At 71.9% G+C, this 19,539-nt stretch carries 16 protein-coding genes and 1 pseudogene; 9 read left to right on the forward strand and 8 right to left on the reverse strand.

Features of this window, described 5'->3' with window-relative positions; genetic code table 11:
- Positions 1-8 precede the first annotated feature (8 nt).
- Entirely contained in the window at positions 9-1,637 is a 1,629-nt protein-coding gene (locus BG482_RS14220) for a PLP-dependent aminotransferase family protein (RefSeq protein WP_079141800.1), read from the forward strand.
- 10 nt (positions 1,638-1,647) lie between these two features.
- Here the strand turns inward: BG482_RS14220 and BG482_RS14225 are convergent.
- Positions 1,648-1,995, reverse strand: a pseudogene (locus tag BG482_RS14225) (substrate-binding domain-containing protein); the annotation flags it as partial.
- Positions 1,996-2,008: 13 nt separating this feature from the next.
- On the opposite strand from BG482_RS14225, the gene BG482_RS14230 reads away from it, so the two are divergent.
- A complete protein-coding gene (locus BG482_RS14230) occupies positions 2,009-2,275 on the forward strand; it encodes a helix-turn-helix domain-containing protein (RefSeq protein WP_256096363.1) in 267 nt (88 codons plus the stop codon).
- A gap of 123 nt (positions 2,276-2,398) precedes the next feature.
- On the opposite strand, the gene BG482_RS14235 is transcribed toward BG482_RS14230, so the two are convergent.
- Positions 2,399-3,268 (reverse strand): LysR family transcriptional regulator, encoded by an 870-nt coding sequence (locus BG482_RS14235; RefSeq protein WP_069769376.1) that lies wholly within the window; start codon positions 3,266-3,268, stop codon positions 2,399-2,401.
- 68 nt (positions 3,269-3,336) lie between these two features.
- On the opposite strand from BG482_RS14235, the gene BG482_RS14240 reads away from it, so the two are divergent.
- From BG482_RS14240 to BG482_RS43905, 3 genes are all read left to right on the forward strand, one after another.
- Positions 3,337-4,230 (forward strand): EamA family transporter, encoded by an 894-nt coding sequence (locus tag BG482_RS14240; protein WP_079141801.1) that lies wholly within the window; start codon positions 3,337-3,339, stop codon positions 4,228-4,230.
- 415 nt (positions 4,231-4,645) lie between these two features.
- Positions 4,646-4,882 carry a hypothetical protein gene (locus tag BG482_RS14245; protein WP_069769377.1) on the forward strand — a complete coding sequence of 79 codons (237 nt, stop codon included), beginning with the start codon at positions 4,646-4,648 and terminating at the stop codon, positions 4,880-4,882.
- Between the two features lie 51 nt (positions 4,883-4,933).
- The gene (locus BG482_RS43905; RefSeq protein ID WP_176741373.1) at positions 4,934-5,095 is read left to right on the forward strand and encodes a hypothetical protein; all 162 of its coding nucleotides are present in this window, start codon (positions 4,934-4,936) and stop codon (positions 5,093-5,095) included.
- Between the two features lie 32 nt (positions 5,096-5,127).
- Here BG482_RS43905 and BG482_RS14250 read toward each other — a convergent pair whose 3' ends face one another.
- A complete protein-coding gene (locus BG482_RS14250) occupies positions 5,128-5,841 on the reverse strand; it encodes an SDR family oxidoreductase (protein ID WP_069769378.1) in 714 nt (237 codons plus the stop codon).
- Positions 5,842-5,953: 112 nt separating this feature from the next.
- On the opposite strand from BG482_RS14250, the gene BG482_RS14255 reads away from it, so the two are divergent.
- Entirely contained in the window at positions 5,954-6,781 is an 828-nt protein-coding gene (locus BG482_RS14255) for a helix-turn-helix domain-containing protein (RefSeq protein WP_069769379.1), read from the forward strand.
- 871 nt (positions 6,782-7,652) lie between these two features.
- Here the strand turns inward: BG482_RS14255 and BG482_RS14260 are convergent.
- Entirely contained in the window at positions 7,653-9,074 is a 1,422-nt protein-coding gene (locus tag BG482_RS14260; RefSeq protein ID WP_069769380.1) for a non-reducing end alpha-L-arabinofuranosidase family hydrolase, read from the reverse strand.
- A 1,092-nt stretch (positions 9,075-10,166) separates the two neighbouring features.
- On the opposite strand from BG482_RS14260, the gene BG482_RS14265 reads away from it, so the two are divergent.
- The 3 genes from BG482_RS14265 to BG482_RS14275 all read left to right on the forward strand — a co-directional run bounded on the left by BG482_RS14265 (position 10,167) and on the right by BG482_RS14275 (position 14,462).
- The gene (locus tag BG482_RS14265) at positions 10,167-10,574 is read left to right on the forward strand and encodes a hypothetical protein (RefSeq protein WP_069769381.1); all 408 of its coding nucleotides are present in this window, start codon (positions 10,167-10,169) and stop codon (positions 10,572-10,574) included.
- Positions 10,575-11,082: 508 nt separating this feature from the next.
- On the forward strand, positions 11,083-13,527 hold the full coding sequence (locus BG482_RS14270) for a M48 family metallopeptidase (RefSeq protein WP_141746573.1): 2,445 nt from the start codon (positions 11,083-11,085) through the stop codon (positions 13,525-13,527).
- Positions 13,528-13,787: 260 nt separating this feature from the next.
- Positions 13,788-14,462 carry an RNA polymerase sigma factor gene (locus BG482_RS14275; RefSeq protein WP_069769383.1) on the forward strand — a complete coding sequence of 225 codons (675 nt, stop codon included), beginning with the start codon at positions 13,788-13,790 and terminating at the stop codon, positions 14,460-14,462.
- 403 nt (positions 14,463-14,865) lie between these two features.
- Here the strand turns inward: BG482_RS14275 and BG482_RS14280 are convergent, their stop codons facing one another.
- The 4 genes from BG482_RS14280 to BG482_RS14295 form a co-directional block, all read right to left on the reverse strand.
- The gene (locus BG482_RS14280) at positions 14,866-16,812 is read right to left on the reverse strand and encodes an ABC transporter ATP-binding protein (RefSeq protein ID WP_107450559.1); all 1,947 of its coding nucleotides are present in this window, start codon (positions 16,810-16,812) and stop codon (positions 14,866-14,868) included.
- 95 nt (positions 16,813-16,907) lie between these two features.
- Positions 16,908-17,345: a lasso peptide biosynthesis B2 protein gene (locus BG482_RS14285; RefSeq protein WP_069769384.1), complete on the reverse strand. Its 438-nt coding sequence runs from the start codon at positions 17,343-17,345 to the stop codon at positions 16,908-16,910.
- Positions 17,342-17,596: a lasso peptide biosynthesis PqqD family chaperone gene (locus tag BG482_RS14290; RefSeq protein ID WP_069769385.1), complete on the reverse strand. Its 255-nt coding sequence runs from the start codon at positions 17,594-17,596 to the stop codon at positions 17,342-17,344. The genes BG482_RS14285 and BG482_RS14290 overlap by 4 nt, the downstream gene beginning before the upstream one ends.
- A gap of 80 nt (positions 17,597-17,676) precedes the next feature.
- Positions 17,677-19,527 (reverse strand): lasso peptide isopeptide bond-forming cyclase, encoded by a 1,851-nt coding sequence (locus tag BG482_RS14295; protein ID WP_069769386.1) that lies wholly within the window; start codon positions 19,525-19,527, stop codon positions 17,677-17,679.
- Positions 19,528-19,539 lie beyond the last annotated feature (12 nt).

Below are 19,539 nucleotides of genomic sequence, written 5' to 3' on the forward strand. Positions count from 1 at the left end.
CCCGCACAATGGACGTCATGGGCAGGTCCACAACCCCACCGTCCGAGGGGTCCAAAAAGCCGCAGCCGGGCATCGGCTCGGACTTCCTCCAACTGGACATCGGTCAGGCGCCGCCCGGCGGCCGTACCGCCTGGCTCGCCGACAGCCTGCGGTCCGCCATCGCCGACGGCCGGCTGCCCGTCGGCACCCGGCTGCCCGCCAGCCGCGTCCTCGCCGACGAGCTGCGCGTCACCAGAGGCGTGGTCACCGAGGCCTACCGACGGCTCGCCGAGTCGGGCCAGATCGCCGGCCGCGGCCGGCTCGGCACGGTCGTTGTGGCGGCACCCGCCGAGCCCCGGGGCCGCATCCACACCGCGAACGGTCCCGCACGCCCCGGCGACCCCCACGACCTCTCCGGCCCGGCACCGGCCGAGCGGACGCACGGCCTTCCCGGCCCCGCACCCGGCGCCCCCACCCGAGCCGCGTCCGAACCCGGTCACCCCCTCTTCGGATCGGCGGTCCGCGAGGGAGTCGTCGACGCCCTGCGCGCCCTCCCGTGCCGCATCGACCTCTCCCCGGGCCTGCCCGACCTCGCCGCCTTCCCACGCACCGCCTGGCTGCGCGCCGAGCGAGCCGTCCTCGCGGGCGTCACCCCGGCCGACTTCGGTTACGGCGATCCCCAAGGCGCCCCCGCCCTGCGGCGGGCCGTCGTCGGCTGGCTGGCCCGCAACCGCGGCATCCGCGCCGACCCGGACGAGGTGGTGATCGTCGCCGGTGTGGCACAGGCCTTCGTCCTGCTCGGGCAGCTCCTGCGGGCCGACGGCATCCGCCGTGTCGCCGTCGAGGACCCCGGATCCCTGGGCGCGCGCCAGCAGTTGGAGTACGGCGGCCACACCGTCGTCCCCGTCCCTGTGGACGCGGGCGGCCTCGACGTCGGCGCGCTGCGCGCCAGCGGTGCCAAGGCGGTGCTGTCGACTCCGGCCCACCAGTTCCCCACCGGCGTCGTCCTCGACGGGGAACGCCGGCGCGAGCTGCTGAACTGGGCGGCCGAGGGCGGGGTGGTGATCGAGGACGACTACGACGCCGAGCACCGCTACGACCGGCCGCCGGTGCCGGCCCTGCGCTCGCTGATGTCCGACGGCGTCTGCTACGCGGGCAGTGTCTCCAAACTGCTCGCGCCCGCGCTCCGGGTGGGCTGGCTGCTCGTCCCACCGGACCGGCTGGACGCCGTCGTGACGGCCAAGCGCTACGCCGACCTCGGCAACGGCATCCTCACCCAGCTGGTCCTCGCACGGCTGATGGACTCCGGCGAGTTGGAACGGCATCTGCGCCATGTCCGGCTGCGCCACCGCAGACGCCGGGACGCCATGCTGCGGGCCGTCGAGACACATCTGCCCGGCGCCCGCGTGCACGGGGCCGCCGCGGGCTTGCACCTCATGGTCACCTTCGAGGAGACGGGGACCGGCATCCGCGACACCGACCTCGCCGCGGCCGCGCTCGCCCGGGGCGTCAAGGCGCACCCGCTGTCCTGGCACCGGATCCGCCCCGGAGCACCCGGTCTGGTCCTCGGTTACGCGGCGGGCGCCGCCCACGAGATCGACGAGGGCATCGCCCTCATCGGCGAGGCCCTGAACGAGGGACTCGCGGTGCCCGCGTGAAGGGCCGGGTTCAACGGCCCGGCGCCGCGCGGATCACCAGGTCGACCGGGACGAGCGACTCGGGCCGGGGCGGTTTCGCCGAGTCGTCGATCCGGCTCAGCGGGAGCTGCAGCGACCGGGTGCCGATCTCCGCGAAGTCGGTGCGTACGGTCGTCAGCGGCGGCAGCAGATGCGCCGCCTCGGGAATGTCGTCGTAGCCCACCACGCTGATCTCACCCGGCACCGGCCGGCCCGCCTCGTGCAGGGCGTGCAGAACGCCGAGGGCCATCTGGTCGTTGGAGACGAACACCGCGATGACGTCCGCGCGCCGGGCCGGCCGGCGGCCCAGGTGGTAGCCGGAGTCGGCGCTCCAGTCGCCGAACGAACTCATCGTGCAAGGCACCAATGAGGGCCTGGACGCCGCCCGCGCCCGCGGCGCCCGACTCGGCCGCCCGCCGGCGATGACCGAGGAGCAGGTACGTCACGCCCGCGGCCTACTCGCCCGCCCGGAGAACACCGTCACCTCGATCGCCAAGCTCCTCGGCGTCTCCCGCAACACCATCTACCAGTACGTGCCCGAACTCAAGGGTGGTCGACTCGCACTCGCTGAGGCGACGAGCACGCCGGAACTGCCCCAATCCACCAGGGCAGAGGACTGATCACCGCCGTTTTGCGGCTGGTGACGATCCTGCCGGCTTATTCAGTCACGCGGCGAAGAGAGTCCGGTGGTGACTGCGGCGATCAGTGCCTGGAGCTCGGAGGTTAGACCATGGGCTCGGGTGTCAGGCGTCTTCGCGGTAGAGGTCAGTGAGCAGGGCGACGGCGGCGTGGGTGGCCGGGTGGGGGTCCTGTCGGCCCCAGATGAGGTGGACGGGGACAGGGGCAGCGTCGCGCAGGGGGCGATAAGTGATGCCGTCGCGGCGGTACTGGGCGACGGTGGCCTGCGGGGTGACGCCGACAGAACGGCCGGCGGCAATGGTGGCGAGCCAGTCGTCGACGTCGCGGGTGTACTCCACGGCAGGGCGGGCGTGTTCGGGCCACAGTGCCAAGGTGGTGGTGCCGGTTCGGCGGTCCACCACCAGGGTGCGCTCGCGGATCTCCGCCAGCCGGATGCTGCGACGTCTGGTCCATGGGTCGTCGGAGGCGAGGGCGACGTAGCGGCGTTCGTGGCCCACGAGGGCGTGGGCGTAGCGGCGGGTGTCGACGGGGGCGCGGAGGACGGCCAGGTCGCACAGGCCCTCGGCGAGGCCGCCGGTGGGGGTGTTGTGGCGGATCAGGTGGAGTTCGACGTTGGGGTAGCGGTCGTGCCAGCGGCGCTGGAACTCGGCGGTGTGGCGGCCCATCGCGGACCAGGCGTGGCCGATGTGCAGCCGGGTGTGGCCGGTGGTGGCCTGGTGGACCAGTTCGTCGGCGTCGACCAGGAGATTCCGGGCGCGGGCGAGAACCTGCACGCCTGCGGTGGTGGGGGTGACAGTGCGGCTGGTGCGGTGCAGCAGTCGCACGCCGAGGATGCGCTCCAGTGCGAGCAGTGTGCGGGAGACCGCGGCCTGGGAGACGCCCAGCTCGATCGCGGCGTCGGTGAAGCTGCCGGTGTCGACGATCTCCACCAGGCAGCGCAGGTGCCGCAGCTCCAGATCTGTACGACCATCCATACGTCCAGCGTATAGCTGGGGGTTCGGATGCATTTTGCGTATGCGTCGGTCTGGCGGATGGTCGTGCCATGACACTCGAAGCTCGCGCGGAGACTTCGGCCGCCGTGGCGCAGGCGTCGTCGCCCCGGTGGTCCGGGGTGGCGCTGATGATGGGCAGCGGCCTGTCCAACCAGGTCGGAGCATCAATAGCCGCGCTCGCCTTCCCGGTGCTGGGGCCGGCGGGAGTGGTGGCGGTGCGCCAGTGGGTGGCCGCCGTGGTGCTGCTGAGCGCCGGCCGGCCGAACCTGCGTTCATTCACCGCCGCGCAGTGGCGTCCGGTCCTTGGCCTTGCCGCGGTGTTCGCGACCATGAACCTCACGCTGTATGCGGCGATCGACCGGATCGGGCTCGGTTTGGCGGTCACTCTGGAGTTCCTCGGCCCGCTCGCTGTGGCGCTGGCAAGCTCTCGCCGGCGTATCGATCTGGCCTGTGCTCTCGCCGCCGTGGTGGGCGTGGTGGTCCTCACCCGCCCCCGGCCCAGCACGGACTATCTCGGCATCGGCCTGGCCCTGATCGCCGCCGTCTGCTGGGGCTGTTACATCCTGCTCAACCGCACCGTGGGCGAGCGTCTGCCCGGGCTGCAGGGATCGGCCGCCGCCGCGGCCGTCTCCGGCCTGCTCTACCTGCCCCTCGGCGCTGCGGTCCTGTGGCTCCACCAGCCCACCGTCGGCGCCCTGCTGTGCGCGCTGGCTGCCGGTGTGCTGTCCTCCGCGGTGCCGTTTCTCGCCGACCTGCTCGCGCTGCGCCGGGTCCCCGCCCGCTTCTTCGGGATCTTCATGAGCGTCAACCCGGTGTTCGCCGCTCTGATCGGCATGCTCGTCCTTGGCCAGCACCTCGGTGCGGCATCGTGGCTGGCCATCACCGTGATTGTCACCGCCAACGCCGTCTCCGTGGGCACCGCCGCCAGCCACTCGGAGAAGTAGACCAACCTCCTGCGGTGAAGCCGCGTCGACGCCCGCGCCTCGGTGTGCGCCTTTGCCGAGGCGGGCAAGGCGGCTGACGCGGGGTCCGGCCACCGGTCTTCGAGCGGGCGGGGGAGCGGTGGCCCACCGCCCGCCGCGCGTGGGGCGGACCGCACGAACAGGTCCAGGGTCGGTACGGTCACGAGGATCCGGCCGCCGGGGAGCACTCCACCGGGCACGCGGCACGTGGTGATCGTCTTACCGGGCCCGGTCGCGGACACGATCGTGCCCCGGGCCTCCTGCGGGGGCGCAGATGACCTTCCAGGGAATCCCACCCACTACGGAAACGCCGACTTCTGGTCTACCTGGTGTTTCTCGGAGGCTGATGCGCACGTCGCGGGGAGGGGCCCAGTCGTGCACGGCTTAGGGTCCGTATGTGGCGCACACCTTCGAAGAACTCGTGGAGAAGCAACGCGGTGCCGACCAGGCGCACGCGACCGCACAAGCCCTACGCATCAAAGGCGACCCGGCCGCTTACGAGGCCGCATGGCAGGCATGGCGCGACCTCGCCCAAGACGTGCAGGGCGCAGTCACCGTACACGCGAAAGAGCGGGGTGTGATGCGGGCCGGCGTGGAGCTCGAAGTGAAGAGGGCGGTCCGACACCCCAAGTAGCGAGCGCGCGGCTGCGCCCTCGATCAGGACAGGGCCGCCGACGCTCTCGGCATGTCGCAGTGCACCGTCGAGCGCTACATCGAGGGCCGGATCCGCTGGCCCCGCGCCGACCCTGCCCGGTGCCTGGAAGACGCCGTGCGCGCCCGCTGGCAGGCCTGCGTCCGCGAATTCGCCCGCCACCAGGCCGCGACCACTACCGGGCTGGTCGGGTGAGGGGCGCCGGCGCCGCGCGCCTCGCTACCGGATCAGGTGATGCGGTGTCCTCCATCGATGTGCAGGACGGTCCCGGTGATGAATCCGTTGCGTATCACCGACAAAAATGCCTGCGCGATGTCGTCGGGGGTGCCGATGCGGCGTGCCGGGAGTCGTGCGGCCAGCTCGGCGAAGGCTGCTTGTTTGTCCATGCCGAGTTGGTCCCAGATGGGGGTGTCCACCCAGCCGGGGGAGATGACGTTCACTCGCACGGGGGCCAGTTCGAGCGCCAGCCCATACGCCAGTGACGCGAGCGCGCCGTTGGCCGCGGCCATGATGGTGTTCGACCCGTTCGGCCGGTACGCGTTGATGCCCGAGGTATAGGTGATCGAGCCGGTGACTCGTCCGGTCGCGTGTTTGCCGACCAGCCAGGCACCGAGCAGCTTGGTATCGACGATGGCCCGTGCGGTCGCGGTGGCGACGTCGGCGGTCCGCCCGTACACACCGGTCGCGTCCGCAGCGGTGACCGCCACGTGCTCCACGCGCCCCACCTGGGCGAACAGCTCGGCCACGTCCTCCTCCCGCCCCATGTCGGCCGTGATCGTGGTGATCTTCCCGTGACCGGGGCGTTCCAGTTCCGCCCGGGCAGTCGCTAGCCGGTCCGCGGATCGGCCGACGATCGTCACATGCATGTTCTCAGCGAGCAGAGTGCGGGCCAGGGCAAGGCCCATGCCGGATCCGCCACCGATGATGATCGCGTCAGTCATGATGCGAGGCTGCACCGCCGGGCTGGTCTCCGGGAAGGCCGTGTGATTCCTGGGTGTGCCACGGCCACCCAGGAGCGTGTCGGCCGGTGGCAGACTCGAAGCCGTGAACGCTATGGCCGACTTCCTTCGGATCAGGCGCGGGCGGATCGGCCCGGCCGACGTCGGGCTACCCACCGGACCGGGCGCCCGGCGCACACCCGGGTTGCGCCGCGAGGAGTTGGCGGCGCTGGCCGGCGTGAGCGTGGACTACTACGTCCGGATCGAGCAGGGGCGGGAGACCGCACCCAGCGACGCGGTACTGGACGCGTTGGCCCGGGTCCTGCGGCTCACCGCCGACGAGCACTCCCACTTGCTCGGCCTCGCCGACCAGGTCGCCGGGCGGACACCGCGCCGCCGTCCGGCCGACCCCCGGCCGGCCAGCCCTGGCCTGCGACTGCTGCTGGAGTCGGTCCGGCCCAGCCCGGCGTACGTACTGGACGATGTCAACGACGTGCTGGCCTCGAATCCGGAGGGCCTTGCGCTGATGCCCGGGCTCGGCGACTGGCCGCCCGCACAGCGCAACACCATTCGGTACACCTTCCTGCATGCGGCCGCGCGGACCCTTTTCGCCGACTGGGACCGGGTGGCACGTAACTGTGTCGCGCACCTGCACACCGCCGAACTGACCGCTCCGGAGCGGACTGCCGCGCTGGTCGCCGAACTGGCAGCGGCCAGCGGCGAGTTCGCCGCTCTGTGGCACCGGCACGAGGTATGGGTCAAGCGCGCCGGTGAGACCGCGTTCCGGCACCCGGTGATCGGCCCGATAACCCTCGCCAACGAGGTGCTCAGCCCTGCTGGCGAGGGCCAGCGCCTGCTGATCTACCAGGCCCCGCCCGGCACGGCCGAGCACGACTCGCTGGTCCTGCTGGCAATGACCGCCGAGGACGTGGGAACTCCGTGAACTCGCAGTCGACGACGTGATCTGACGAGCGGCAGCCGCTGACACCGCAGCTGCCCGGCCGGGCGGCACCGCGAATACCAAGATGCTCCATCTGGTGGAAGGCAACATCGCCGTCGTGCGCGCCCTGGAGCCACGGGGCCCCCACGTCTGGACTGGATCCGCCGCGCCGCCACCACCCGACGCCTTCTCGACGAACCCGATGGCGCCGACCTGCTCGCGCTGCGGGCGCTCACCGGACCGCAGCGCGACCTCGCCGCGATTCCGCCCTGCTGGGTGGACTGGCCGGCGCAGGTTCGGTCCGGCTGTCTGTTGCGCCGGGGGAGCAGACGAAACGCTGCCCCGTGCACACGACGTCATGGACGGCTGCGGCCGGCAACGGTGCGAAGAACTCACGGAGGGCCTAGCACCTGCTCGACCGCCGCCACACCCGCAACCACGGCGCCGGGGCGTATTACGGCAAACGTGACGCCCGAACTGGCCGGGATACAGGTTCTGTACGACGTACGGATCCTTGCGACCGGCCGGCCCGTGACCGCTCCTGGCTGAAGCGGCCGGATGGACCGGGCCGCTTCACCCATCCCGTGGTTCTCGACGTTGTGTGCCGGCCCGTCGGCGGGCCCCGGCCCCGGCCCCGCGGAGGCGGCTGGACGAGTGTGATGAGACGGGGCGCGCCGGCAGCCCGGAAGTCGTCGTCGGCTGGGCTCCTTGGCCCCCGTGCAGGGCCACAACTGGGGGACCCCAGCCGACGCAACGGCTGGGGTCCCTTTGGGCGGTGAGCATCGGTCAGCAGGCGAAGTCGCCCGCGCCGTGAACCGCTCGTCCACGCACCGGCGGACCACACCGGGGCGCGATCATCCGTGGAGGGGCAGGATCAGCGCTGCAGGGTGAGGACACCCGGCCGCCACGGCAGTTGGTCGTAGGGGCCGCCCGCGGAGGGGGACTTGCCCTGGTAGAGGAGCTGCAGGTTGCAGGGGTCGATGGTCATGGTCTGGTCGGGGTTGTTGCGGACCAGGTCTCCGTGGCTGATGTCGTTGGTCCAGTTGGCGCCGCTGTTGGCCTTGCCCGCGAAGGGGTTGTTCTCGGTGGCGGCCTGCGGGGTCCACGAACCGTTCAGGCTTGAGGCCGTGAACGAGCGGAAGTAGCGCTGCTCGTTCGCACCCCGAGCCTCGACGATCATGAGGTACTGGTTCTGGCCCTGGACCTTGTAGACCTGCGGCGCCTCGAAGAGGTTCTTCACCGTGTCGCTCATGACGGTCGTGTACGAGGAGCCGAAGTTGCCGGGGAAGTTCCCGATCGGCATGCTCGCCCGGTAGATGTTGCCGTTGTCACCGGCGAAGAACAGGTACATGTTCTGGCCGTCTGCGATCAGGGTCTGGTCGATCGGGGCGGCGCCCGCGATGCCGCCGGTGAACAGCGGCTGCGGCGCGGACCAGCCGTTGGGGTTCGTCGGGTCGCTCGACGTGCGGTAGATGAAGGGCCACGCACCCCACTGGTACGCCAGCACCCAGATGTTCTTGGGCGCGAAGTAGAACAGCGTGGGCGCCACCGTGGACTGGCTCATCCCGGTCTGGCCGGCCGACGCCATGTCCGACCAGTTCGTGAAGGGCTTGAAAGCCATCGAACCGTACGACGATCCCGACACGTTCGACGCGTAGACCAGGTGCTTGCCCTGATACACCACGTTGGTGAAGTCCTTCAGTGAGACCCACCCGTTCGCCGGCTGCGCCAGCGCGCCCGTCGACGTCCACCGGTAGGTCGAGGGAAGCGAGCACGGGCCGTCTGGCGGAGTCGTCCCGGACAGACCGGTCCACTTCTGGTTGCTGCCGCCGTTGCACGTCCAGATCTCCATCGCCGTGCCGTTGGCGGTGCCGTGGCCCGTGACGTCCAGACACAGCCCGGACTCCACGCCGACGATCGTGCCGTCGGCGTTCACCCGCCACTGCTGGTTGGCCCCGCCGCTGCAGGCCCAGATCTGCACCCGGGTACCGGCCGCGGTGGCATGGCCCGGAACGTCCAGGCACTTGTTGCCGTACACGGTCAACTGGTTGCTGTCCGTCGCCGTCCACTGCTGGTTGGCCGCGCCCGAGCAGTCGTAGATCTGCAGGTACGTGCCATCGGTCTGGCTGGAGTTCGGCACGTCGAGACACCGGCCGGAACCGACACCGCGCAGGGCACCGCTCGTGGCCGCCTCAGCCGGGTTGGCGACGAGCGCGGCTGCCAACGCGATCAGGACCGTGACCGCAGCGGCGAGCACCACAGACAGACGTCTGTGGCTGAAACTTGGTCTGCGCATGAGGACCTCGTCATCCTTGAGTACGCGGTTCCGGCCGGCCCCGTCGGAGGCTGTCCGGACTGTCGATGGGGTGAGCTTCACAGCGGTCCGTGAGCGCCGGCCGACCCCTGAGGGCTTCCGGGCGCCGCGAGACCCTCTGGAAAACCGGTGGCGCCCGGTGCGTCCGGGCTGCGGCAACGCACCAGCCTGCGCAGTCCGTCGTCGCAGTCCGTCGCCCGTCGTGGTGCCGGCCCGACGTACGGCGGCCCCCCGTGCACCCCGCGAGCCATTCGCGCTCTGATCGGGCCTCAGGGCCCGCGCGGACGGCACGCTCCGGAGCGTGCTCGGCATTCCCCGAGCGAGAGGAGCTTGGGCAACCGAACGACTCAACGGCATACCGTGCTCCGCCTGCAGAGGGCTTCGGGCGTCAGCGCACGAGGCGCCCATTGGTGCGCGACAACGGAAGAATCGTTGATGCGGTCATGACATATACATCGGTGGCACGCTCCTTCAGGCTTCGGCCGTTGCGGTGGTGCGGGATCCGGAGGTGCTCTGCTGTGCAGATGGGGCGACTCTGGCGTGTTCGTCATGTCGAACAAGGGTCGGATCGTCGAGCAATCAGGATGATAGGGAACCGGTGGACGGGGTCAATACTTCTCGCATGATTCGCGAACGGTGTCGAAACATTCGCAGGACTTTATGGGTGATACGCCGCGTACCGAGCCGGTCGAACGCCCACCAGGCATGAGGCCAACTCGAAGAATCCCGCCCCGATTTTCCGCCTCGAAGTTCCCGCCCAGGGCTTCCCGTCCGGGCGCAGGCCCCCGCCTCACACGTGTTCAGGTCCTCGATCGACGAGACTGTCGACTTCCCCCACTCCACCCGCACTTCACCCGCTGCGGCCGAAGGGCGCCTGCCCCGCCCGCGCCGTCGACCAGCGTTCTTCCCTGCCCAGGGCTTCCCTGGAGAGAGCTGCACCTCTCATGCACAGGCCGGGGAGTCGGCGCAATCGGCCACTCTCAACTCCTGCGTCACAGAGGTTTCCTGATGGAGCGTCGGGCTACTCGGGCGGTCGTCGGCCGGGACAGCCCCGGTCGGGAAGGAGTTTCGATCATGAACCGGACCCGGATATGCCGCAGGTCGGCCGCGATCCTGGCGGGTGCGACGGCACTGGCCGTCCTGCCCTCGGTCACCGCGGCGGCGGTGCCCGCGCAGGCCCAGCCCTGCGTGCAGAAGGTGGCCGTCGTCAACAACGCCGGCTTCGTCCTTTCCTGGGCCGCCACCACCCGCACCGGCGAACAGGCCGTTCCGACCGACGAGTACCCGATCAACCAGACCAGGGTCATCGACCTGGCCACCGCCTTATGGCCGGAAGGCACCGACGTCCGCCCGTACGTCGAGGCGGTGGGTGGGACCAAGGAGTTCGGCAGTTCCTACGTGTCCTACTGCGACAACGGTCAGACGGCCACCTACACCGTCACCGGGACCACCTTCGACTACTCGGTGACCCGGTTGACCTGACCGGCTTCCACGGCCTTCTCACGCGGCCACGGCGCGCAGGTACACCGCGGCACGTCGCACCCACGGGTCCGGGCGGTCCACCACCGGAGCGCCCGGAGCCGCGCTGAGGAACCCCGCCGAGACGGAGAAGCCACGCCGCGATGGGAGCGGAGACGGAAGCGGGTCTACGGGCTGGAACAGGGGTGACCCGCCCCCGGAGACGCGCCCTGACGGCGGCCGGTCCCCGGGGGGCAGGCGGCCGCCGGACCTCCGCCCGCTCCGGGGGAGCGGCCGCCGCGAGCCCGGTGAGCAGGACCGTCCCCGGAGTCTCCGGGCGGGTGATCTTCGAGGTGATGTCACAGGTCCGGTCGAGGCGGCGGCCGGATCGTCGCGTTCTTTTGGTGATTCGGGACGTTATTCCGCTTCACATGGTCGCGATGGGTTCACATACGACCGCCTTCCTCCTTTGCTCGCCCGGCGCGCGGCTGAGTTGCCAGAATCTCCTTCACGCAGTCACTGAGGGGGCGGTGTGCGCACCGGTGAACGGGGTGGTGGCGGTACTTGGCTGACGGTACGCGCGGGGACGGCCGTGGTCCTTCTCGCCGGGGTGTACGTGGTGCCGTGCATGCTGGTGCTCGCCCTGGCCGCCGGCGCCGTCCTGATCTCGACCGAGGGCGTCAACATCGCCACGGTGAAGCTCGCCGCTCTGGCGCTCGCCCTGGCCACGGGAACGGTGGCCGCGATGGCGCGTACCGTCGTCGGCCGGAGCGGACCGCAGCACGGCATCCTCGTGACCTCGGCCGAGGCTCCCCTGCTGTGGAACCACGTGGTTCTCCTGGCCGCGGAGGTCGGCACGCGGCCGCCGCACGAGATCCGCGTGACGGCCGAACCCAACGCATACGTCGTCGAGCACACGAGGCTGCTGGGCCTGCTCCGCGGCAGGCGTTCCGTGTACGTGGGGGCGCCGCTCCTCACCGCCCTGCCGGTACAGAGTCTCACCGCCGTCCTGGGGCACGAGCTGGCTCACTTCTCCCACCTGGACACGCGGCTTGCGGTGGTTACCTACGGCGGGCGGGATCTACTGGCCCGGGTCGTCGACGCGGTCCCGCCGGGAGCACCACATCGGCTGGTCCTCCAGGGATACCTCCACCTGTACTCGCTGGTCTCCTCCTCCGTGCTGCAGCGTCAGGAGTTCCTGGCCGACCGCTGCGCGGCGCGGGTCACCGACCCTGGCACCGCGGCCGCCGCCATCGAGAAGGTGCACACGGCCGCGGTCGACTGGCAGCGCTTCGTCGGCGACCACATGGACCCCGCACGCACCGGACGCGCGCCGGCCGGGATCCTGCCAGCCTTCGGGCGGTTCCTGGCAGCGGGCGGCTCCGGCCCTGCCGCCTGGCAGCCCGCGCCCCGGCCTGCGACATGGGACACGCACCCGCCGCTGGCCGACAGGATCGAGGCACTCCTGTCCGACGCCCTGCCCGCCGACGCCACCGGAGTGGAATTGCCGCAGGTCGACCGGTCCTGGGACCTGGTGCCGGGCCTTGAGCACTCAGCCCGGCTGGACGATCTGGTGCTCCCTTCACCGGGCTGTACGCGTGAGCCGTTCGACGAACATGCGAAAGCGGTCGCCGTCGGACGCCGCCAGGACAGCGCTGACGCTCTCTACCGTGCGGCCGCCGAGATGCACGGCGGCTCTGAGGCCGGCCTGCCCTACGTCTGGGAACTACTGGCGGGCGGGAACGGCGGACGGCTCCATGAGCTCCTGCTGCGCGAGTGCCCCGCAACGGCCGCCGGCGCCACCGGCGGCACGGAAACGCTTCGACAGGCCCTTCAGGACGCCGTCGTGCTCGCCGCGGTCGCCTCCGGGGCCGCGTGCTGGCGGCCGGACCCGGTACAGGGAACCCTGCCGGACATCACGCTTCCGGACCTTCTTCCCGTCTCGGCGGGGCGCCTGGTCGATCCCCTGCTCGTAGGGGCGGTGCGCGACCAGCTGCGGGCTCTGGGAGTCGACGAACGACGGGGACGCCCCTCGCCGGGCTCCGGCAGCGACGCCGACAACGCGGGTGAACTGATCGGCGCCCTCGCGGTGCGCCTCAACAACCAGCCGTACGACGTGCTGGTGCACATCTCGGGCCTGTACTTCCTCCCGGCGAATCCGCATGACATGGCCTGGGACACGTTCGGCCACAGACTCGCGGCCCGGCTGGAGACCGCCGTGCAGGGCCCGAGCGAGCCCGGACTGTTCGTCGCGTTCCGCAGCGTCGCCGCCACACGTCCCCTGCAGCCTGCCGAAGCGGGCACGGACCTCTTCCTGAAGGACGGCACCTGGCTGCGGATGGAGGAGTTCGGCTGGCGCAAACGCAGACGTCGGCACCGGGTCGATCCGGTGGAAGCCCTGCACCGAGGGGCCGAGGCGAGAGCAGTGGTCGCTGCCCTTGTCGAGCGGACTCCGCGGGAACCGGACCAGGCGCCGTCCCGTGGGCGCCGGGCTGCCCGGGTCACCGCGACGTACCGTGCGCTGGCCGCCGTCGACCTCAACCGCGGTGGTGCGCGGCGTAGCAGCGTCGCCGTCCTGATCATGTGGAACCTTGTGTCCGCGATCCTCGTCGTGGCGATCACCGCAGCCCACAGCGACGAGATGATGCCGTTTCTGCCGTTGTTCCTTGGGTTCTTCCTGGTGGGCGCCTTGCTGCAGCGGGCCGCCGCACGCCGGCTCACAGCGCCTCCGCGTCCGGACGGACGCCGGACGCAGAGACGGGCCGCGCGGCTGGCCGCCCACCCGGCCGGGCCCAGCCCTCTGCGATGGGCGGCCAAGGGGGTTCTTGCCAGCGCATGCTGCACGCCACTGGGCGCGTACTTCGCCGCCCGGGCGATGGCCGCGGCACGCCGGAACGGTCAGCGCCCGACAGCCGGCGTCCTCGTCCTGGTCCTGCAGTGCGTCGTGCTCGTCGTCGCTTACGCCCTTCTGCTCTGAACATGCGTAAAGAAGCTCGCTGCGGGCGGTAAACGAAACGGCGACCGGTCTCTCGTACAGGGATGTACGGCCGTCCGCGCGGACGGCCCCCGCAGAAAGGCCGAATGCCGCATGACCGAACACCTCTGGCTCGACCTGGCAGTCACCGTGGCACAGGTCCTGTTACTCCTCGCGCAAACGGTCACGCAGTGGTGCGTCATGCGTGTACACGTCCGTCGCAGCCGCACGCTCAACCCCTCCGAGACGGGACGTGACGACTGATGACGATGCACACGCCTGATCAGCACCCCGGTGAGTGGGCGGATCTGATCCAGGACCTGTACCGCGAGCATCGCGACCACCTCCTGCGCTTCGCCAGAAGGCAACTGGCGAAACACGGACACCCGTCGTCGGCTGCCGACGCGGAGGACATCGTCCAGCAGGCTTTCGTCGCCGCCCTGGCGACCTGGCCCACGATGACCGAACACCTGGGCAACCCGCTGGGGTGGCTCCACACCGTGGTGGTGCAGAAATGCCGTGACCTGCCCGCCCACGTCCGCCGTTCCACTCCTGTCGACCACGCGGGGTTGGAGCCCGCTTCGGGCCTGCCGCGATGGACGTCGACCTCGGCCGTGTCCGATCCTCAGCGGGCGGCGGAGGCCGACGCGGTGATGGGCGAGATTCTGCGGCTGCCCGACACGCAGCGTGAGGCGGTGCTGCTGAGGATCGTCGCCGACTGGAGCTACGCGAGCATCGCCACCGCGATGGACATGGAGCCCAGCACCGCACGAGTCCACGTGTTCCGCGGACGCCGCGCCGTCTCCGAGCGGCAGAACGGTGCTGGCCTCGGCGTCTTCGCCGATCCCACCGCGCACCCGCGAGCCGCGCTCGTGTCCCTGCTCCTGCTCATTGCTCTGGTCGTCGGCGGGCTCGCCGTGCTGGTTGCCTGGTGGTGACCGGCAGACCCACTAGGCTCACGCGACCGGGCGCGGCCAGGTCCGGCCCTGACCGGTCCCGGCCGGGGGCGAGTTCCCGCCTGGCACCCGCACGGTCTGCGGCCCGGTGACGCGTTCCACCGCCTCATCACCGACCGCCGGCCCGGTCCGGCCTGCTCCGGATCCGCACGCGACGGCCCGCTGCCGCTGCTGCCGCAGGAGAACGGACGCGCCTACGGCAGCGGCTACGCCGGGTAAGGCCCCTACGAGCTCGCCCGGGTGTTCAGCGGGGTGCCGCCCGCACCGGGAAGCTGTGTACGAGGACCTGGCAGCCATCCTGCGCGGTCGACCACCGGATGGGCTCGCTGCGCACGACCGCGGTCCAGCTGACCGGCGGGGCCCGCTCGTTGCGCGGGCCCCGCCTTCACGCCGTCGGCCGCCGTCTCCCGGCCCGGCTGGGGCCGCCGGCACCGGGACCGCCGTGGTCGGGCCCGCGGTCGTCCAGCACCACCGCGCCCTCTTCCGGCCGGAGCATCTGGTTCGCGGCCAGCTCGCGGTACAGATCGCTGCCGGTCAGGAGCTCTTCATGGCGTCCTTCGGCGACGGCGCGGCCCTCGTCCAGCACCACGATGCGGTCCGCGTGCCGCACGGTGGACAGGCGGTGCGCGACGACCAGCAGGGCGCACTCCTCGGCGGCGTCCCTCATGACGGTGGTGAGGGCGGATTCGTTGATCGCGTCGAGGTGGGACGTGGGCTCGTCCAGCAGGAGCAGCGCGGGCCGGGCCAGCAACGCGCGGGCGATCGCGACGCGTTGGCGTTCGCCGCCCGAGAGCGTGTTGCCGCGTTCGCCGACGACGGCGTCCAGACCGCCGGGCAACCGGTCGACGACCCCCTCCAGCAGGGCCAGCCGCAGGACGCGCCGGATCTCTCGTTCCGGGGCGTCGGGCACGGCGTAGGCGATGTTGTCGCGCAGGGTGCCGTGCACGACATGGGCGTTCTGGTCGACGACGGCGATGCGGCGGCGGCACGCGTCGCGGGTGAGCCTGGCCGCGGGCAGCCCGTCGAAGAGCACCTCGCCCGAGGCAGGCTCGTAGAACCTCGCCACCAGGGCGAACACCGTGCTCTTGCCGGCCCCCGACCGGCCCACCAGCGCGACGTGCTGGCGTTGTGCGACGGCGAACGACACGCCGCGCAGGACCGGCCGGTCCGGGTGGTAGGCGAAGTGGACGTCGCGCAGGGCGAGCGCGGGCCGTCCACCGGGATCCCTACCGGCCCGGCCGCCGGGATCCCCAGTAGGCCGGACGCCGGGACCTCCACCGGGCCGACAGCCGGGCTTTCCCTCGGTCTCTTCGCCGGGCCGTCCGCCAGGCGCTCCCTGGGTTCCGCGCGTCCCGGCCGGCGGCCGGGCGGGGGTGGACGGTCCCGGGGTCGGGCGGGCGGCGGGCTCGACGGGCAGCCGCAGCGCCTCGTCGACGCGCTGATAGGCGCCCATCCCGCGTTGGACGAGGCCCACGGCGTGGAACACGGACGACAGCGGCAGGACGAGGTACGAGGCGTACAGCAGGAAGGCGACGAGGTCCCCGAGGGAGCGGGCCTGCCCGTCGACGCGCAGGCCGCCGACGACCAGGACGATCAGGAACGAGCCCTGTACGGCGAGTTCGACGGCGGGACTCATGACCGAGGCGAGCTTCGCGGTGCGCACCCCCGCGCCGTAGGCCGCATCGACGCGTGCGCCGATGCCGGCCGCCTCGCGTTCCTCTGCGCAGTGCACGCGGACCATCGGCAGGGCGCCGAGGGCGCGTTCGAGGTCGGCGGCGAGGGCGCCGACCGAGTCCTGCATGTGCGCCGACGCGCACCGGATGCCCGTGAGCAGCGAGGCGACGACGAGGGCCGCCGCGGCCACGGTGCCGCCGACGAGGAGCAGCAGCAGCGGATCCAGCCACAGCATGATCAGGACGGCCCCTGCGGCCACGATGCTCCCCGTCACCATGTCGACCAGGGCCTGCGACACGACCTCCCGGAGCAGCGTGGTGTCGGCCGTCACCCGGGATACCAGGTCGCCGCCCCGATGCCGGTCGTACTCCCGCATCTCCAGCCGGAGCAACCGACCGACGAGCCCGTGCCGCAGCTGCCGCACGACGCCTTCGCCCATTCGTTCCAGGAGAAACCGCCCGGTGGACCCGGTCGCGGCTTCGGCCACGAACAGCGCGCCCAGGAGCGCCAGCGGCGGCCAGGCGACCTGCGCGTGGCCGCTCGCGTCGACGACGTGCTTGGCGACGAGCGGCTGGGCCAGACCCAGCGCGGAGCCCACGAGTGTGAGCACGGTGGCCAGGGCGATGGTGTTCCGGTGTCCGGCGGTGAGCCGGTACATCGTGGCCACCGCCTCTCGGGCGGAGCCGACGGCGACCGGGGACCCGTCACCGGTGGCGACCGGCGTCCGGCGGCCGTCGGCGACCTGAGCGCCGGTCACCGGCCGGTCGGCCGTGACGGCGGGCCGACGGCCACCAGCCGGGCGAAGTAGCCCTCGGGCGCACCTTCCCCCACGGGACGGCCCTCCGCCTCGATCCAGGCGTGCGCGGTGAAGGGCGGGACGACGCGTACCCCGGTGCACCACGTCGGCCAGGTCCCGCCGAGACGGCACAGCAGCGCCGCTCCCAGGGATCGCGGCAGACAGCCCTTCGGCCCGGCGCAGTGCAAGCTGGCGGCGCACATGGCGTCCCGCGCGTTCCGGGCCTGCGCGGCGGTCGCGGGAGCGGCCCCGCGGCGCAGGACGCCGAGCACCGCGCGGATGCGGCGGGGCGGCAGAAGGGCGAGGAGGACGGCCGGGAGCAGCACCAGCCGGGCCGCCAGACGCCGGTCCAGGGGAACGCCGGTGGGTCGCTCCAGCGCGCTGGGCGTTGTCATGAGGCGAGCCCCGAGCCGCGCAGCTGTCCGACGAGCGCCTCGACGTCCCGCAGGGCCTGCCCCTCGTCGATGTCGAACTCCCGGACCAGGGCGGCGGCCGCGTCCGACTCCTCGCCGCCGTCGAGCAGGATCCGTACCACGAGGGTGGCCGTCGGATTCAACTCCCAGTAGGCGCCCGCTCGTTCGTCGAGGAGCACTGTGCCGTAGTCGGTCTCGGCCGTGGAGACGTCGCCGGCGAAGCGCAGGGACATGTGAGGACCTTTCTGACGTGGGGGGGAGAGACATGGGGCGCAGGTCTCCGGACGGGGAGTGTGCGGGCCCGCGGCGGTGCTCAGGGGCGTGGGACGCGAGCGCGCTTGCGGGCGAGACCGCGCAGCCACACCTCGGCGGCGATCGTGGAGTAGAGGATGGCGTCGGACAGCCCGGGCGAGGCGGGCCGCCGGGCGAGACGGCGGAGCGCGGCGCCGTCCACCAGGCCGAGGGCCTCCAGCCGCGAGTCCTCCCACAGGGCCAGCAGGTCCGCCCGGTGCTCCCGCAGCCCGTTGGAGGCGTCCATGGAGGCGGTGGCCTTGTCGGCCCGCCGCAGACACGCTTCGGGGACGACCCCGCGCATCGCGGCGCTCAGGACGGGCTTGTAGGCCCACGGTGTGACGCGTTCGCCCGGGCGTACGGCGAGACACGCCTCGATGACGCGGTCGTCGAGGAAGGGTGAGGCCATCGGCAGGCCGACGCCGGCCGCCATCCGGTCCCACTGGCGGATGACGCGGGTGCACGAGCGGATCTGCTCCAGGTCGCTGTGCATGCCGCGGTCGGGATGCAGCGGCGAGACCGTCGCCGCAGCCGCGTGCAGAGCCCGGCGGGCCATGCCCTCGGCCTGCGGGGTCACCCAGTCGAACAGACGCGGTGCCATGCCCCAGCCCAGGCCCGTCGCGACCGACGGCGGCAGCGGATCGCGCAGGTGACCGGCGGCCTCGGCGAGCCATCTGCCGTACGGACGGGAGTCGGCGAGAGCACGCACCGTGCCGTCGAGGGGCCACTGCCACAGGGCCCTGAACCCGCGCAACTGCCTCATCGCGAACAGCGGGCGGGTGCGCAGCATCCGGTGGTAGTAGGCCTCGGAGCACCACGCCACGTGGTCGCCGCCGATGCCGGTCAGGTGCAGCCGGCTGCCGCGTGCGGCGAGGCCGGGCAGATGGTGCAGGACCCGGGAGCGGTCCATGACGCCGATGGTGGGCTCGTCGAGCAGGTCGTCGATGGTGAGGAGGTCCTCGTAGACGAGCGGCGAGGCGTCGGCGTCCCAGACGACGTGCTCGACGTCCGGGAGGTGACTCACCGCCTTGCGGGCCCACTCCAGGTCGGTGTCCGCCGGATCGCGCCCCGGCCAGGTGCCGGCCACGACGCGGGCGGGGGAGCGGTCGGCCAGGAAGCAGACGGAGGTCGAGTCCAGGCCGCCGGACAGGTCGCAGCTGACCACGCCGCCCTGCCGGGTCCGGGCCCCGACGGCTTCCTGCAGGGCCTCGCGGATCATGGGAGCCGCCCGCGTGAGCGGCTGGTCCGGTTCCGGGGGCGTCCACCATCTGGTGTGCCGCACGGTACGTCCGTCCGCGGCGACGATCAGGGCGTCCTGCGGGGGAACGGCGGTGACCGCGCGCCACAGGGACGTCTCGAACAACGGGTACGGGGCGGGCCACAGCAGTCTCACGGCCACTTCCTCGACGTCGGGGTCGAGGTCCAGGGCGGCGGCGAGCGTGTCGGCACGGGTGGCGGCCACCCGGACGCCGTCGATCTCGGCGTGGAAGACGAGCCGCAGTCCCGATGCGGTGCCCTGCACCCTGATCCGTCCGCCGAGGGCTCCGACGAGGTGGAAGCTGCCGGGCAGGGAGCGGGCCAGGGTGTCGAGTTCCGACAGATCGCGCAATCGCGCGGCCCGGCGCCGCAGTTCACCGGCGTCGATCGGACAGCAGCCGATCACGGCGAGGGCGGCGCCGCCGGCCTCGGCGGTGACGACTTCCTCGTCGTGCCAGTGGCCCACCAGCCAGGGCCGGCCCGACGCGTGGGCGAGGGTCCGGCTTCCGGTACGGGCGAGGGAGCGGGCCACGGCGGCCGCGTCCGCACGGTCGGTGAAGACCGCGAAGTGCGCGTCGCCGGGGCCCGTCCTCGCACTTTCGTGCAGTTCGGTCATGACGTCGGGTCG

The sequence above is a fragment of the Streptomyces sp. LUP30 genome (assembly GCF_001746365.1).
GTDB lineage: Bacteria > Actinomycetota > Actinomycetes > Streptomycetales > Streptomycetaceae > Streptomyces.